At 72.7% G+C, this 16,051-nt stretch carries 10 protein-coding genes and 1 pseudogene; 4 read left to right on the top strand and 7 right to left on the bottom strand.

The genetic code is table 11. The annotated features are described in order from the left end of the window. Nucleotides 1-226: 226 nt before the first annotated feature. Together NQU55_RS13275 and recD2 are read right to left on the bottom strand one after the other, a co-directional pair. On the bottom strand, nt 227-1,513 hold the full coding sequence (locus NQU55_RS13275; RefSeq protein ID WP_168095329.1) for a citrate synthase: 1,287 nt from the start codon (nt 1,511-1,513) through the stop codon (nt 227-229). Nucleotides 1,514-1,778: 265 nt separating this feature from the next. Beyond that, a complete protein-coding gene (recD2, locus tag NQU55_RS13270) occupies nt 1,779-3,995 on the bottom strand; it encodes an SF1B family DNA helicase RecD2 (RefSeq protein ID WP_168095328.1) in 2,217 nt (738 codons plus the stop codon). A 159-nt stretch (nt 3,996-4,154) separates the two neighbouring features. Between recD2 and NQU55_RS13265 the strand changes: the two are divergent. Further along, nucleotides 4,155-4,991: pseudogene (locus NQU55_RS13265) on the top strand (sugar phosphate isomerase/epimerase family protein); the annotation flags it as partial. On the opposite strand, the gene NQU55_RS13260 reads toward NQU55_RS13265, so the two are convergent. Beyond that, nucleotides 4,984-5,958, bottom strand: a complete 975-nt coding sequence (locus NQU55_RS13260) for an EamA family transporter (protein WP_256790596.1) — start codon at nt 5,956-5,958, stop codon at nt 4,984-4,986. The pseudogene NQU55_RS13265 and the gene NQU55_RS13260 overlap by 8 nt on opposite strands. 92 nt (nt 5,959-6,050) lie before the next feature. On the opposite strand from NQU55_RS13260, the gene NQU55_RS13255 reads away from it, so the two are divergent. The 3 genes from NQU55_RS13255 to NQU55_RS13245 all read left to right on the top strand — a co-directional run bounded on the left by NQU55_RS13255 (nt 6,051) and on the right by NQU55_RS13245 (nt 8,694). After that, a complete protein-coding gene (locus tag NQU55_RS13255) occupies nt 6,051-6,956 on the top strand; it encodes a LysR family transcriptional regulator (RefSeq protein ID WP_168096386.1) in 906 nt (301 codons plus the stop codon). A gap of 103 nt (nt 6,957-7,059) precedes the next feature. Then, complete coding sequence (locus NQU55_RS13250) at nt 7,060-7,680, top strand: TetR/AcrR family transcriptional regulator (protein ID WP_168096387.1); 621 nt, start codon at nt 7,060-7,062, stop codon at nt 7,678-7,680. A gap of 390 nt (nt 7,681-8,070) precedes the next feature. Next, complete coding sequence (locus tag NQU55_RS13245) at nt 8,071-8,694, top strand: hypothetical protein (RefSeq protein ID WP_240976998.1); 624 nt, start codon at nt 8,071-8,073, stop codon at nt 8,692-8,694. Between the two features lie 24 nt (nt 8,695-8,718). Here the strand turns inward: NQU55_RS13245 and NQU55_RS13240 are convergent, their stop codons facing one another. From NQU55_RS13240 to NQU55_RS13225, 4 genes are all read right to left on the bottom strand, one after another. Beyond that, nucleotides 8,719-10,149: a S28 family serine protease gene (locus NQU55_RS13240; protein ID WP_256790595.1), complete on the bottom strand. Its 1,431-nt coding sequence runs from the start codon at nt 10,147-10,149 to the stop codon at nt 8,719-8,721. Nucleotides 10,150-10,267: 118 nt separating this feature from the next. Further along, nucleotides 10,268-10,849: a dihydrofolate reductase family protein gene (locus tag NQU55_RS13235; protein WP_168091801.1), complete on the bottom strand. Its 582-nt coding sequence runs from the start codon at nt 10,847-10,849 to the stop codon at nt 10,268-10,270. Between the two features lie 75 nt (nt 10,850-10,924). Then, entirely contained in the window at nt 10,925-14,824 is a 3,900-nt protein-coding gene (locus NQU55_RS13230) for an ABC transporter ATP-binding protein (RefSeq protein ID WP_168091802.1), read from the bottom strand. A 46-nt stretch (nt 14,825-14,870) separates the two neighbouring features. Then, nucleotides 14,871-15,956 (bottom strand): esterase-like activity of phytase family protein, encoded by a 1,086-nt coding sequence (locus NQU55_RS13225; RefSeq protein ID WP_168091803.1) that lies wholly within the window; start codon nt 15,954-15,956, stop codon nt 14,871-14,873. Nucleotides 15,957-16,051 lie beyond the last annotated feature (95 nt).

Raw genomic sequence — 16,051 nt, 5'->3', positions numbered from 1 at the left:
GTCCCGGCAGATCGCGTCGGTCGCGCGCACCGAGGCTCCCGGCCGGATCCCGTGGGGGGAATCCGTACCGGGGAACGGGAAGCGCCCCGCTCCGACCCGTGGGGGGATCGGGGGCGGGGCGCTTTTCTCAAGCCCTGCGAAAAGCCCTGAGAGCCATGGCGGCTCTCAGGGCTTTTGTCGGCTCACGGCCTTGCGTGCGGCCTCACGGCTCGCGGCCTCGTGCGGGTCAGGCGCGCTCGACGGGGAGGTCGCGCTCGACGACGCCGGTGTAGATCTGGCGCGGGCGGCCGATGCGGGAACCCGGCTCCTTGATCATCTCGTGCCACTGGGCGATCCAGCCCGGGAGGCGGCCGAGGGCGAAGAGCACGGTGAACATCTCGGTCGGGAAACCCATGGCCCGGTAGATCAGACCCGTGTAGAAGTCCACGTTCGGGTAGAGGTTGCGCGAGACGAAGTAGTCGTCGGAGAGCGCGTGCTCCTCGAGCTTCAGCGCGATGTCGAGCAGCTCGTCGGACTTGCCGAGCGCCGAGAGGACATCGTGCGCCGCCGCCTTGATGATCTTCGCCCGGGGGTCGAAGCTCTTGTAGACGCGGTGCCCGAAGCCCATCAGGCGGACGCCGTCCTCCTTGTTCTTCACCTTGCGGATGAAGGCGTCGACGTCGCCGCCGTCGGCCTGGATGCCCTCGAGCATCTCCAGCACCGACTGGTTGGCGCCACCGTGCAGCGGGCCCCACAGGGCGTTGATGCCGGCGGAGATCGACGCGAAGAGGTTGGCCTGCGAGGAGCCCACCAGGCGCACGGTCGAGGTCGAGCAGTTCTGCTCGTGGTCGGCGTGCAGGATCAGCAGCTTGTCGAGCGCGCTGACGACGACCGGGTCCAGCTCGTACTCGGCGGCGGGCACCGAGAAGGTCATGCGCAGGAAGTTCTCGACGTAGCCGAGGTCGTTGCGCGGGTAGACCACCGGGTGGCCGATCGACTTCTTGTACGCGTACGCCGCGATCGTCGGCAGCTTGGCGAGCAGCCGGATCGTGGAGAGGTGGCGCTGCTTCTCGTCGAACGGGTTGTGGCTGTCCTGGTAGAACGTCGACAGCGCGCTGACCACGGAGGACAGCATCGCCATCGGGTGCGCGTCACGCGGGAAGCCGTCGTAGAAGCGCTTGACGTCCTCGTGGAGCAGGGTGTGCTGGGTGATCTCGCCCTTGAAGGCGTCCAGCTCGTCGCCCGAGGGGAGCTCGCCGTTGATCAGCAGGAAGGCGGTCTCGAGGAAGGAGCTGCGCTCGGCGAGCTGCTCGATCGGGTAGCCCCGGTAGCGCAGGATGCCCTGCTCGCCGTCGAGGTAGGTGATCGCGGATTTGTAGGCGGCGGTGTTGCCGTAACCGGAGTCCAGGGTCACCAGCCCGGTCTGGGCGCGGAGCTTGCTGATATCGAAGCCCTTGTCGCCGACGGTGCTGTCGACCACCGGGTAGGTGTATTCGCCGTCCCCGTACCGCAGTACTACAGAGTTGTCGCTCACGTCATCCCTCACCGACGTTGTGCCTCTTCTTCGAGGTGCCCTGACTACCCCTACCTTCCCCCATTTGGACGATGCACGTGCACTCGGGGTCGGCCATAGGGCCTAAAGACGGCACTCAGTGCCGTCCAGCCTGGCCATACTGCCCCCTTCGCCCCGGTTGGTAAACCGATGAGAGACGAATCCCACCCCGGATCCGCGCCTCACAGGGCCCCTTCGCGCGCAGGAATGGCCCTTTCGACCCTTCACAAAACCTCCCCGAGCGGACTCACCTCGCCAGCCGGTGATCGAGCGCCGTACACCTCCTGCCTGCGGAGACGGTCCGTACGGCCTGTCCGAGCGCCTTCCGCGAGCCCACCAGCACCACCAGCCGTTTTGCCCGGGTTACCGCGGTATAGAGCAAATTGCGCTGGAGCATCATCCAGGCACCCGTGGTGACGGGGATCACCACGGCCGGGTACTCGCTGCCCTGCGAGCGGTGGATGGTCACGGCGTAGGCGTGGGCGAGCTCGTCGAGTTCGTCGAAGTCGTAGCCCACCTCCTCGTCCTCGTCGGTGCGCACGGTCAGCCGCTGCTCGACGACGTCGAGCCCGGTGACGACGCCCACCGTCCCGTTGAAGACTCCATTCTGCCCCTTTTCATAGTTATTGCGCACTTGGGTGACCTTGTCGCCGACGCGGAAGACCCGGCCGCCGAAGCGCTTCTCGGGCAGGTCGGGCCGGGCGGGCGTAATGGCCTGCTGGAGCAGTCCGTTGAGCGTGCCGGCGCCCGCCGGGCCGCGGTGCATCGGCGCCAGCACCTGGACGTCACGCCGGGGGTCGAGCCCGAACTTGGCGGGGATGCGCCGGGCCGCCACGTCCACGGTGAGCCGGCCCGCCTCCTCGGTGTCCTCCTCGGCGAAGAGGAAGAAGTCCGTCATCCCCTGAGTGAGGGGCTGGGCCCCGGAGTTGATGCGGTGTGCATTGGTGACGACGCCGGACTGCTGCGCCTGCCGGAAGATGCGCGTGAGCCGGACGGCGGGGACGGGGCCGCCGGGCGCCAGGAGGTCGCGCAGCACCTCCCCGGCGCCCACGGAGGGCAGTTGGTCCACATCGCCCACCAGGAGCAGGTGGGCCCCGGGGGCCACGGCCTTGACGAGCTTGTTGGCCAGCAGCAGGTCGAGCATGGAGGCCTCGTCCACGACGACCAGATCGGCGTCCAGGGGGCGGTCCTTGTCGTAGGCCGCGTCCCCGCCGGGCTTGAGCTCCAGGAGGCGGTGGACGGTGGACGCCTCGGCGCCCGTCAGCTCGGAGAGCCGCTTCGCGGCCCTGCCGGTGGGCGCCGCGAGCACCACCTTCGCCCCCTTGGCCCGGGCCAGTTCGACCACGGACCGGACGGTGAAGGACTTGCCGCAGCCGGGCCCGCCGGTGAGCACCGCGACCTTGCTGGTGAGCGCGAGCCGGACCGCCTCCCGCTGCTCGGCGGCCAGCTGCGCGCCCGTACGGCCCGCGAGCCAGGTGAGGGCCCGGTCCCAGTCGACGTCGCGGAAGGCGGCGAGCCGGTCGCCCTCGGCGCCCAGCAGCCGCTTCACCTGCCCGGCCAGGGACAGTTCGGCGCGGTGGAAGGGGACGAGGTAGACGGCGGTGACGGGCTGCCCGTCCTCCGGGCCGGGAACGCTCTCGCGGACGACGCCCGGGCCCTCCTCGCCCTCCTGGGCGGCCAGTTCGGCCAGGCAGTCGATGACGAGGCCGGTGTCGACCTGGAGGAGCTTCACGGCGTCCGCGATCAGCCGCTCCTCGGGGAGGTAGCAGTGGCCCTGGTCGGTGGACTGGGAAAGGGCGTACTGCAGGCCGGCCTTGACCCGCTCGGGGCTGTCGTGCGGGATGCCGACGGCCTGGGCGATGCGGTCGGCGGTGAGGAAGCCGATGCCCCAGACGTCGGCCGCGAGGCGGTAGGGCTGGTTGCGGGTGACGGAGATGGAGGCGTCGCCATACTTCTTGTAGATGCGCACGGCGATGGAGGTGGAGACGCCCACCCCCTGGAGGAAGACCATGACCTCCTTGATGGCCTTCTGCTCCTCCCAGGCGGCGCCGATCAACTTCGTGCGCTTCGGGCCGAGGCCGGGGACCTCGATCAGGCGCTCCGGCTGCTGCTCGATGACGTCGAGGGTGTCCGTGCCGAAGTGCTCGGTGATGCGGTCGGCGATGCGCGGGCCGATGCCCTTGATCAGGCCGGAGCCCAGATAGCGGCGGATGCCCTGGACGGTGGCGGGCAGGACGGTGGTGTAGTTCTCCACGGTGAACTGCCGCCCGTACTGCGGGTGGGAGCCCCAGCGGCCCTCCAGGCGCAGGGACTCCCCCGGCTGCGCCCCGAGCAGCGAGCCGACCACCGTGAGGAGATCGCCGCCGCCGCGGCCGGTGTCGACGCGGGCGACCGTATAGCCGCTCTCCTCGTTGGCGTAGGTGATCCGCTCCAGGACACCTTCGACCACTGCCATCTGGACCATGCACCGACGGTACCGCCGCGGTCTGACAGGTGTTCGGACCTGTGGACAACTCCCCCGGAGCGGGAAAGGCAGAGGGGCCCGGTCCGACGACCGGGCCCCTCGTATCCCCCCAAAACCGGCTTCCCCCGAATCCCCCCGGATCCCTCCCCGGGAAGCCCGATGACAAGTACGACCCACCCGGGCCGTAAAGGGTTGCAGCGCTTTCAAGGAGTTATCGTTCCGTTACCCCTTGTGCGATTTTGGCGCCTTCGGCTACCCCGGGTAAGCCCTGGATGTACCGAAGGTAAGGTTCCAGCTCCTCCGGGCCGGGGAACGCGTAACCCCATGAAGCTCGCCTTCTCCACCCTCGGAGTGCCCGGACTGCCCCTGTGGGAGGTGGTGCGGCTGGCCCGTGCGCACGGCTGGGACGGCGTGGAGCTGCGGGCGCACCCGGAGGAGCCCGTGCACCCCGGGTGCGGGGCGAAGGAGCGGGAGGCGGCGGTCGCGGAGTTCGCCGGGGCGGGCGTGGAGATCCTGGCGGTGGCCGGGTACGCACGCGTCGCCGCGGCCGGGGACGACTCGCCCGTGCTGCACGAGCTGTCCGGCCTGGTCCACCTTGCGGCCGACCTCGGCGCCCGCTACGTGCGGGTCTTCCCCGGCGGCGGCGACCTGTCCGCGGAGGAGGCCGACGCGACGGCGGCCCGGCGGCTGGGCACGGTGGCCCCCCTCGCCGCCGACCGGGGCGTGCACGTGCTGCTGGAGACCCACGACTCGCACCGCCGTGCCGCGGACGCCGCCCGCGTGCTCGGCCCCGTGGGGCACGGCAACATCGGCGCCCTGTGGGACGTCCTGCACACCTGGCTCGGCGGCGAGACGCCCGCCGAGAGCCTCCCCGTGCTCGCCCCGCACCTGGGCTACGTGCAGGTGAAGGACGTCGCCTCGGCCGAGGCGCTCGATCCGCTGCCGCTGGGCGCGGGGGCGCTGCCGCTCGGCGAGTGCGTCCGGGTGCTCACCGCGTCGGGCTGGGACGGCTGGCTGTGCTGGGAGTACGAGAAGCGCTGGTACCCGCAGGCGGCCGGTTTCGGGCAGCTGGCGGGGCCGGGGGCGGAGTACCTGCGCGGCCTGCTCGCCGCCGCCCCGCCAGGGCCGTGACACCCACCCCGGACACGAGCAGCACCGCCGCGCCCCAGCGCAGCGGGCTCACCCCCTCGCCCAGCACGAGCGCCGCCGACGACATGCCGAAGACGGGCACCAGCAGGGTGAAGGGCGCGACCGCCGAGGCGTCGTAGGTGCGCAGCAGGAAGCCCCAGGCGCCGAAGCCGAGGACGGTGGAGACCCAGGCGACGAAGAGGATCGCCCCGGCGCCGCTCCAGTCGAGCGACCGCAGCGCCGCGGCGTCGGCCTCCGGGCCCTCGAAGAGGAGCGAGAGCAGCAGGAGCGGCAGCACCGGCACGGTGCTCACCCACACCATGAAGCGCAGCGCGTCGGGCGGCGCGGCCTTGCGCGTGATCACGTTGGACACGCCCCACACGGCCGCGGCGGCCACGACGAGCGCGAAGCCGAGGAGCGTTCCGGAGGTGCCCTCGTCGACGGCGGCCACCGCGATGCCCGCCAGCGCCAGGGCCATGCCGAGCAGGCGGGTGCGGCCGAGCCGTTCGCCCAGCGCGGCGACGGCGAAGAGGGCCGTGAAGACCGCCTGCACCTGCAGGACGAGCGAGGACAGGCCGGCCGGCATCCCCAGGTGCATGCCGGTGAACAGCAGGCCGAACTTGCCCACGCCGAGGACCAGCCCGACGGCCACGATCCAGCGCCACCGGACCTGCGGCCGCCCGACCAGGAAGACGGCCGGCACGGCCGCCGCGAGGAAGCGCAGGGCGGAGAAGAGCAGCGGCGGGAAGTGGTCGAGGCCGACGTCGATGACGACGAAGTTGACGCCCCAGACGGCGGCGACGAGAACGGCGAGGGCGAGGTGCAGGGGACGCATACGGGCCAGCCTCGCCGCCCGGACTCTGTAGCACCAGCACAGGTTCCTTCATGATGGGATTCAGCAACGCTGAAACGACGAGGGGGACTTCCGTGCTGGACCTGGCCCGCCTGCGGGCGCTGCACGCGGTGTCGGTGCACGGTTCGGTGAGCGCCGCGGCCGTGGCCCTGGGCTACACGCCGTCGGCCGTCTCGCAGGCCGTCACCAAGCTGGAGCGGGAGACGCGCACGACGCTGCTGGAGCGGCGCGGGCGCGGTGTGGCGCTGACCGACGAGGGGCGGCACCTGGCGGCCACCGCCCGGCAGTTGCTGGCCCTGGTCGAGCAGGCGGAGACGGAGCTGGAGGAGCGCCGGGGGCGGCCGGCGGGCCGGCTGGTCGTCGGGGCGTTCGCGTCGGCCGCGCGCGGCCTGATGCCCGGCGTGCTCGCCCGGCTCGGCGGCGACCACCCGGCGCTCGACGCCCGGCTGCTGGAGGTGGACCCGCACCTGTCGGCCGACCTGGTCTCCCAGGGGGTCATCGACCTCGCGGTCACGCACGACTGGGACATCGCCCCGCTGGCCGCCCCGGAGGGCCTGGAGCGGGCGGTCATCGGTGACGACCGGTGCGACGTACTGGTGCCGGAGGGCCACCCGCTGGCCGGCCGCGATGTGCTCGACCGGACGGACCTGCCGCACCACCGCTGGATCTGCCAGCCGCCGGGCGCCGTCTGCCACGACTGGCTCGTACGGACGCTGCGCGCCACCGGGCACGAGCCGGACCTCGCCTACCAGGTCGCCGAGAACCACACCCACCTCGCCCTGGTCGCCGCGGGGCTCGGGATCACGCTGATGCCCCGCCTGGGGCGGGGCCCGCTGCCCGCGGGCGTGCGCGCCGTGCCGCTGGAGCCGGTGCCCGTGCGGCGGCTCTTCGCCCTGTGGCGCACGGGCGCGGCCCGCCGGCCCGCGATCACAGAGGCCGTCCGCGCGCTCCACGAGCAGTGGCCCCTGAGGACGTTCTGAACCACCGTCCGGGAGGCGTTCAGCAGCTGGTCACCGGCTTGATCGCATGGTTGCGCCACTCGCTCGAACCGTATGATGCAGCCTCGGCGAGAGGGCTGCACACATGACGGTGGACACCAAGGAACGGCTGATCCGGGCAGCGGACACCGTGCTGCGGACGCAGGGGTACGCCAAGTCGAGCGCACGGACGATCGCCAAGGAGGCGGGGGTCAATTCGGCGCTGGTGTTCTATCACTTCGGGGGCGTCGACCCGCTGCTGTTCGCGGCGCTCGACCGCTCCTCCGCCGAACGCATGAAGCTGCTCACCGAGGCCGTCGCGGACGCCCGCACCCTTGAGGACCTGGTGGACGCCGGCACGCGCGTGTACCGCAGCGACATCGAGGCCGGGCACCTGACGCTGTTCTCCGAGCTCGTCGCCGCCGCCGTCGCCAAGCCGGAGCTGCGCGCGGGGATCCGGGAGCGGGCCGAGCCGTGGATCGCCTTCGTCGAGCAGACCCTGGAGCGGGTCATCGGCGGGACGCCGCTCGCGCGCCTGACCCCGCCGCGCGACCTCGCCAACGCCGCGATCACCTTCTACCTCGGGGTCAACCTCTTCACCGTCCTGGACAGCGACCGCTCCCGTACGGAGTCGGTGTTCGCGATGGCCCGGCGGCTCGCGCCGCGCGCACGGCTGCTGACCCGGCGGCTGCCCGCGCTCGGCGGGAAGCGGCGCGCGCACGACTGACGCGCGCCGGGTGCGGGAACCGCCCGGGGGCGCCGCCCGTCCAAGGGCCGTGCTGCCGCCGTACCCGCAGAGCGGTGTCGGCCCGCGCCGCCGGCCGGTTGCTGACTCTCCCTCTCCGCCGCCTGCGGAAGGCAGCACGCCGTCGCCGGTGCGCCCCCCGCTCCACAGCGCCGGCGGCGGGTCCGGCCGGTGGCCCGGATGAGGCGGGCGGGGCGGACGGGCACGGCGTACGGGCGGGGCGGATCCGGGAACAGCGCGCGCACCCGGCGTACGCCCGGTGGCACGCGCCCGCACCCACATCGTTTCCACCGCCACCGTGCGCCCGGCACGTCTGGTGCGCGCCGGGCCCGGGAAGCCACGCTGGAGCGCATCGGGGGGACGGGGGTCACCATGGGCCATGGCGCGCCGCGGACGGTGCTGCTCGCGCTCGCGCTGCTCGCGTCCGGCGCGACCGCCGCGCTGAGCGGCTGCCGGGCCCAGCAGCAGCCCGCGGGCGCCGCCGGCATCCCCACCGCCCACGTCCTCCCGGGGCGCGATCCGGCGTTCCTGGCCCGCGGCGAGTGCGCGGGGCGGAGCGCGGGCTCCTTCACCGAGATCTCCTGCCGGAGCGGGGAGGCCGCGGCCCGGGTCCTCGCCCGCTACAACGGCCCCCGCCCGGGCGGCCCGCGCTGCCCCGACGAGACCGACTTCGTCCTGCACATCACCGCCGTCGACCAGGGCGCCTCGGAGGCGCACAGCGCGCCCGAGGGCTACGCCTGCATGCGCAACCTCCAGCCGCCGCACCCGGGCGACCCCGGCATGGGCGGCGGGCCGGTGACGGTGACCGGCGACTGCCTCTACACCCAGCGGGACGGGGTCGTGAAGGAGACCGCCTGCGACGGCTCGGCGGCCCACGCCCCCGAGTACCGCATCACGGGCCGGGTCGGGGCGCGGCCGGAGTGCCCGCCCTCGACCGACCTGTACGTACAAGTGGGCGGCGGGGCACCCGTCGGGTGCGCCCGCCGCCTGGTCTAGCCCGCCCCGCCGGGGCGGTCGCGGTTACGGCCGCAGGGCCTGCCGCTGCTCGACGACCGGCTTGTCGAGCTTCGCGTCGTACGGGGCGAGCGGCTTGGCGTGCGCCTCGTCCTTGCGGACCGCCGCCGGGGTGACGCCCGCCCACTCCAGGACCTTGGCCGTGGCCTTGGCCCGCTCGTCGGCGACCAGCTGCGCGATGTTCGAGCCGTGGTTGCCGCCCGGCGCGTAGAAGCGGTAGTCGTCACGCGCGGCCGCGTTCCTGCCGAGGCGGAACGGCTCGCCGCTCCACGGGTCGTTCTGCCCGTAGACGAAGAGCATCCGCTCGCTGTCCTCGCGCACCCAGCGGTCGACGTCGGCCATGACGCCGCGCTTGAACTTCATCGGGATCTCCCGGGGCACGTACGAGCGCGGGTTGAGCGTCTCGGGGTGCCGGAGAAGGCCCTTGAGGTGCGCGTTCTTCACGCTCGGCGCGCCGAGCTCGGTGCCCGCCTGGTAGTAGTACGGCGTGAAGCGCTCCAGGCCCTGGTCGGTGTAGCCGTCGAAGCCCGAGATGGTGTCGACGAACTTGTACAGCTCGTCGGTGGAGGCGTTCGTGGCGGGCACGGAGGCGCACTCGCTCTGCAGGTGGTACTGCCAGAACGACCAGACCAGGTCGACCACGACGTTCTCGAAGGCCTGGTCGATGCCGCCCAGGGTCTTGAACGTCTTGCCGTTCTCGTCGGCCCACTTCTGGTAGCGGGCGACGAACTCGCCGCGGCGCAGCAGCGCCTGGCGCTGCACCGAGTTGAGCTGGGTGCGGCAGGCCTGGTCGCCGACGTTCGCGAAGAACCGGTCGTAGGCCGAGTCCTCGTTGTTGTCGATGTCGTTGGGCGCGACGTAGGCCACGGTGCCGTTCATGTCGTGCGGGTAGTAGCGGCGGTAGTACGTCGCCGTCATGCCGCCCTTGGAGCCGCCGGTGGCCAGCCAGTTCTTGTTGTAGAGCGGCTTGAGGGCCGCGAAGAGGCGGTGCTGGTCACTGGCCGCCTGGTAGATGTCGAGCTTCGACCAGTCGGCGGGCTGCGGCCGCGACGGGGTGAAGAAACGGTACTCCATCGACACCTGGTTGCCGTCGACGATGCGCGTCGGCTCGCTGCGTCCGGGGTTGGTGTTGACGTTGTAGCCGGAGGTGAAGAAGACGGTCGGCCGGTCCGTCGACTTGTGCAGCAGCGTGAAGCGCTGCTGGAAGGTGCCCTTGGCCGGGTGCCGGTGGTCGACCGGCTGATCGTAGGTCAGAACGAGGTAGCGGTAGCCCTCGTAGGGCTTCTCCTCGACCAGCTTCATGCCCGGAATCTTCAGGACGCGGTCCTTGATGTCCGGCTCGGTGGCCTTCTCGGCCGCCCCCGCCGTGGCGCTGCCGGCACCGACGGTGCCCGCGAGCACCGTCAGCGCCAGCAGCCATCTGAGAGCCTTGCGCATTCGCCCTCCCCTGGGTTCGCAAGTTCGCCGCGAACCTACCCGGGGGGCCGACCTGCGCACCAGACCCTTTTCTCCCGCCCTCCCGCTCCCGGCGCCGCCGGCGGCGGCCCCGCCGGGCTCAGCCGGTCCGCTTGGCGTACGTCACCATCACGACGCCGTTGCCGAAGGAGCGGGTCCCCTTCAGGTCGTAGCGCTCCGGGGAGAACTCCGCCGAGAACAGCGGGATGCCCTTCCCCGCCACGAACGGGTTGACCTTCACCACGAGCTCGTCGATCTCGCCGCGCAGCTGTCCCGCGAGGTTCGCCCCGCCGCACAGCCAGATCCCCTTGCCCTCCTCCTGCTTGAGGCCGCGGACCAGCTCCACCGGGTCGCCGGAGAAAACGGTGACCGCGGGGTCGGGACTGGCGGCGAGGGACTTCGAGATCACGTACTGCCGCAGGTGCGGGTACGGGCTGGTCATGCCGACCGACAGGCCGGGCTCGTAGGTGTTGCGGCCCATCAGGACCGTGTCGATGTCCCTGTTGTCCGGGCCGAGTCCGACGGCCTCGCGGCCGCGCGCGGAGACGGTGTCGGGGTAGCTCTCGACCAGCGCCGAGACGTACTCGTCGTCCAGGACCGACATCATGAACCCGAACTCGTCACCGGGGCCGGCGATGAAGCCGTCGATGGTGGTGGCGATGAAGTAGGTGAGTGTGCGCACGAGTCCCCCGCTCGGTGAGAAACGGCCGGGCCAGGCTTGTCCGGCGCCAACCTACCGGGCGGGGGCGCTCCCGGCCTACGCAGGCACCGCCTCGCCCGTGAACGTCCGCCACAGGTCCGCGTAGCGCCCCTCGCGGGCCAGCAGCTCGGCGTGCGTGCCGTCCTCGACGACCCGGCCGTGGTCGAGGACCACCACCCGGTCCGCGCGGGCGGCCGTGGTCAGCCGGTGGGCGACCACGAGCGTCGTGCGGCGCCCGGCCAGCCGGTCCGTGGCCTGGTTGACCAGCGCCTCGGTGGCCAGGTCCAGGGCGGCGGTGGCCTCGTCCAGCAGCAGGACGTCCGGATCGACCAGCTCCGCCCTGGCCAGGGCGATCAGCTGGCGCTGGCCTGCGGAGAGGTTGCGGCCCCGCTCGGTGACCGGGTGCAGGTAGCCGCCGTCCAGCGTGGCGATCATGTCGTGGGCGCCGACCGCGCGGGCCGCGGCCTCCACCTCGGCGTCGGCGGCGTCCGGGCGCCCGTAGGCGATGGCGTCGCGCACCGTGCCCGGGAAGAGGTAGGGCTCCTGGGGGACGACGCCGAGCCGGTGCCGGTAGCTGGTGGGGTCCAGCTCGCGCAGGTCGTGGCCGTCCACGCGGACCGCGCCGCCCGTCGGGTCGTAGAACCGCGCCACCAGCTTGACGAGGGTGGACTTGCCCGCGCCGGTCTCGCCGACGAAGGCGACGGTCTGGCCGGCCGGGATCGTCAGGCTGATGCCGGACAGGGCGTTCTCGCCGTCGCCGTAGTGGAAGGCGACGTCGTCGAAGACGATCTCGCCGGACAGCTCCCGCACCGGGCGCGGCCGTTCGGCCACGGGCGTGGTGGTCGGCTCGCGCAGCAGGCCCTGCACGCGGCCGAGGGAGACGGTGGCCTGCTGGTAGCCGTCGAAGACCTGCGACAGCTGCTGGACGGGCGCGAAGAACAGATCGATGTAGAGCAGGTAGGCAACCAGCGCGCCCGCCGTGAGCGTGCCGTCGCCCACCCGGCCCGCGCCGACGATGAGCACAGCGGCGGCGGCGACGGACGACAGCAGCTGGACGAAGGGGAAGTAGACCGAGATCAGCCACTGGCCGCGGACGCGCGCCTGCCGGTAGGACCAGCTGCGCTCCGCGAACCGCCGGGCGCCGGCCGCCTCGCGGCGGAACGCCTGCACGATGCGCAGGCCGGCGACGCTCTCCTGCAGGTCGGCGTTGACCAGCCCGACGCGCTCGCGCGCCAGCTCGTACGCCTTGACGCTCTGCCGGCGGAAGACGACGGTCCCGGCGATCAGCGGCGGCAGCGTGGCGAAGACGACGAGGGCCAGTTCGACGTCGATGACGAGGAGGGCGACGAGTATGCCGAAGAAGGTGAGGACGGAGACGACGGCGGTGACCAGGCCGGTCTGCAGGAACGTGGACAGGGCGTCCACGTCCGTAGTCATCCGCGTCATGATCTTGCCGGTGAGCTCGCGCTCATAGTAGTCGAGCCCCAGCCGCTGGAGCTGGGCGAAGATCTTCACGCGCAGGGCGTAGAGGATGCGCTCGCCCGTGCGGCCCGTCATGCGCGTCTCCGCGACCTGGGCGGCCCACTGGGCCGCCACCACGAGCAGGGCCAGCCCCGAGGCCGCCCAGACCGCTCCCAGGGCGAGCTGCTGGACGCCCTGGTCGATGCCGTGCCGGATCAGCACCGGCAGCAGCAGCCCGGCGACGGCGTCGACCGTCACCAGCAGCAGGCTCAGCACGAGCGGCGTGCGGAAGCCGCGCAGCAGCTGCCGCAGCCCGTAGGCCTCCTCCGGGCGCGCGGCCCGCTCCTCGTCCACGTCGGGGGTGTCGTCCGCGGGCGGCAGGGCGGCCACCTTGGCGAGCAGTTCGGGCGTGGCGGGCATGCCCGTGACGCCGTCGGAGCTGCCCGCGGGCTCGTCCTTGCGCACCCACAGGGAGGGGGTGACGCCGTCGGCCAGGACCCGCCGGGGCTTGACCGGGGTCGCGTCGACCTCGGGGCGGGAAGGGGCGTCCACGCGCGCGTGGCCGTCCGCACGGCCGAGGACATCCGTGCGGTCGAGGACGCCCGCGGCGGACGCCTCTCCGCCGAAGACGCCGGCGAGGGCGACCGGAGCGGAGAGCCCCGCCGGGTCCCTCGTCACCCCGGCCAGCTCACCCGGATCCGTCAGCAGGAGGCGGTAGCGCTCGCAGCGCTCCTCCAGCTCCTCCGCGGTGCCGACATCCACGAGCCGGCCGCCGTCCAGGACCGCGATCCGGTCGGCGAGCGCCAGCGTGGAGGCGCGGTGGGCGATGAGCAGGGTCGTACGGCCCGCCATGACGCTCCGCAGCGCCTCGTGGATCTCGTGCTCCACGCGCGCGTCGACCGCGGACGTCGCGTCGTCCAGGAGCAGCAGGCGGGGGTCGGTGAGGATCGCGCGGGCCAGGGCGATGCGCTGGCGCTGGCCGCCGGAGAGGGTCAGGCCCTGCTCGCCGACGGCGGTGTCGTAGCCGTCGGGCAGTTCGCCGATGAAGCCGTCGGCCTGTGCGGCGCGCGCGGCGGCGCGGATCTGCTCGTCCGTGGCGTCCGGGTGCCCGTAGGCGATGTTGTCGCGGATGCTGTCGGAGAACAGGAAGCTGTCCTCGGGGACGAGGCCGATGGCAGCGCGCAGGGAGGGCAGGGTGAGGTCGCGGACGTCGTGGCCGCCGACGCGCACGGCGCCGCCGGTGACGTCGTAGAAGCGCGGCAGCAGCAGCGAGACGGTGGACTTGCCGCTGCCGGAGGCGCCGACGACGGCCACGGTCTCGCCGGGCTCCAGGCGCAGGTTGAAGCCGTCGAGGACGGGCCGCGCCGGGTCGTAGCCGAAGGTGACGTCGTCGAACTCGACGGTGGCGGGGGCGTCCGGGGGCAGCTCGGCGGCGCCGGGGCGCTCCTGGACGACGGGCTCGGTGTCGACGAGTTCGAGGACGCGCTCGACGCCCGCGCGGGCCTGCTGGCCGACGGTGAGGACCATGGTGAGCATCCGCACGGGGCCGACGAGCTGCGCCAGGTAGGTCGAGAAGGCGACGAAGGTGCCGAGGGTGATCTGGCCGCGGGTGGCCATCCAGCCGCCGAGGGCGAGCATGGCCACCTGGCCGAGCGCGGGGACGGCCTGCAGGGCAGGGGTGTAGCGGGAGTTGAGGCGCACGGTGCGCAGGCGGCCGGCGAAGAGCCGGCGGCTCACCTCGCGGAGCTTGCCGCTCTCCTGCGCCTCCTGGCCGAAGCCCTTGACGACGCGGACGCCGCTCACCGCGCCGTCCACGACGCCGGCGACGGCGGCGGCCTGCCCCTGGGCGTACCAGGTGGCGGGGAAGAGCCGGGTGCGGCTGTGCTTGGCGAGGATCCACAGGGCGGGGGCGACGGCGAGGGCGACGACGGTCAGGAGCGGGGAGAGGACCACCATCACGACGAGCGAGATGGCGAACAGCATCAGGTTGCCGATCATCATCGGCAGCATGAAGAGGAGGCTCTGGATCAGCTGGAGGTCGCTGGTCGCGCGGCCGACGACCTGGCCGGTGGACAGCTCGTCCTGGCGCCGGCCGTCGAGCCGTGCGATCGCCTCGTGCATCTCGGTCCGCAGGTCGTGCTGGACGTCGAGGGCGAGGCGTCCGCCGTAGTAGCGGCGGACGTACGTCAGGCCGTAGACGACTACGGCGGCGACTATGAGGAGCGTGGCCCAGGGGGCCAGCGGGCGCTGGTGCGAGCCGATCACGTCGTCGATGATCAGCTTGGGTATGAGGGGCACGAGCGCCATGACGGCCATGCCGCCGAGCGAGGAGCCGAGGGCGAGGAGCACCGTGCCGCGGTAGCGCCAGCAGTAGCCGGCGAGCCGCCTGGCCCATCCTTGACCTGTCGTTTCCCTCGCCGCTGCCACCCGAGCCTCCCGCGCTGCCGCTCTCGTCCTGCTGACGGAGGGCCCAACGCCCTGGGCTGCGGATTTCATCCCGGCGCAACAAAGTACGGGCGCGAGGGCTGGCGGTGCGCTCCCCCTACGGCCGCGGCAGGCGCACCGTGAGCGAGTAGAGCCGGGTGACCTGCGCAGGGTTCTGGTTGTCGTCGCTCACCAGCAGCAGGCGGAGGAATCCTCCGTTCCGTCCGGTGGCCGGACGGGTGACGGCGAGGCCCTCGATGTTGTCCAGCAGCGGATTCGGCTGCGGCTGCCGGGCGGTCGCGCCCAGTGACGGGCACGCGCCGATGTCGGCGAGGAGCGTCTTGGGCACGGGCCGCACGCCCGGGCCGCCGGGCAGGTTCGTGACGGCGGTGACGTCGCTCGCGCGGCGCGGGTCGGCGAGGTAGAGCCGCACGGTGTTGCCGACGCCCGCCGTGAAGCCGCGCTCCAGGACCAGGAGGCGGCCGTCGCCGGCCGCCGTGATCTCCGCGACGCCCAGGCCCCGGTCGGCCGGGTAGGCGTACTGCGGGCCGACGGCGAAGTCCTGCCGGCCCTGTCGCTGCCAGCTCTGCAGGCGCACGAGCGGTCTGCCGGCGGCGTCGGTCCCGTCCCCGGCGAGCGCCTGCTCCATGGAGGCGATCAGGGTGCGCCCGCCGGGCTGGAGGGTCAGCCCCTCGAAGGTCTGGTTGGCCGCGGCGCGCCCGGCCGGGGCGACCTGCAGCGCCTCCGGGACGGGCAGCCGGCCCAGGAGGCGGCCGTCCCTGTCGTAGCGGCGCACGGACGGCTCGGTCTCGGAGGTGACCAGCCGGGTGCCGTCGCGGTCGACGACCAGGCCCTCGGAGTCGATCGGGCCGCCCTTCTCGTCGGCGAGGTTCACGGCCCGCACCGGCGTCGCGGACGGCGCCCCGCCGCTGTGCTGCTCCACGTCGAGCGAGAACAGCTGGGAGCGGTCGGAGACCGCGGCGACGGTGCCGTCCTCGTCGGTCGCGAGGGCCGAGAAGTTGCCGACGAACGAGCCCTGGAAGGTCGTCTTGTCCAGCGCGTCGGAGAAGCCGTCCATCCGCACGGAGGGCGAGCACGCGCGCGTGGAGGCGTGTGCCCGGGCCGGACCGGCTCCGGTCGTCGTCAGGCAGGTGGCCGCGGCCAGTGCGGCGGTGGCGGCGGCGAGCACGGATCGGGTACGCACGGGGCGGGCCTCCTGGGTGGGCTGCGGGCGACTCCGTCAACCGTAGATCGCCGTGCGTGACACGGAAGTTGATTCGAGTGAATGTGGGGGGAAAC

It is taken from the genome of Streptomyces telluris, assembly GCF_024519335.1.
In the GTDB taxonomy this organism is placed as follows: domain Bacteria; phylum Actinomycetota; class Actinomycetes; order Streptomycetales; family Streptomycetaceae; genus Streptomyces; species Streptomyces telluris.
The sequence above is the reverse complement of the archived record's forward strand: the minus strand, read 5'-3'. Positions and strand labels throughout refer to the sequence as shown.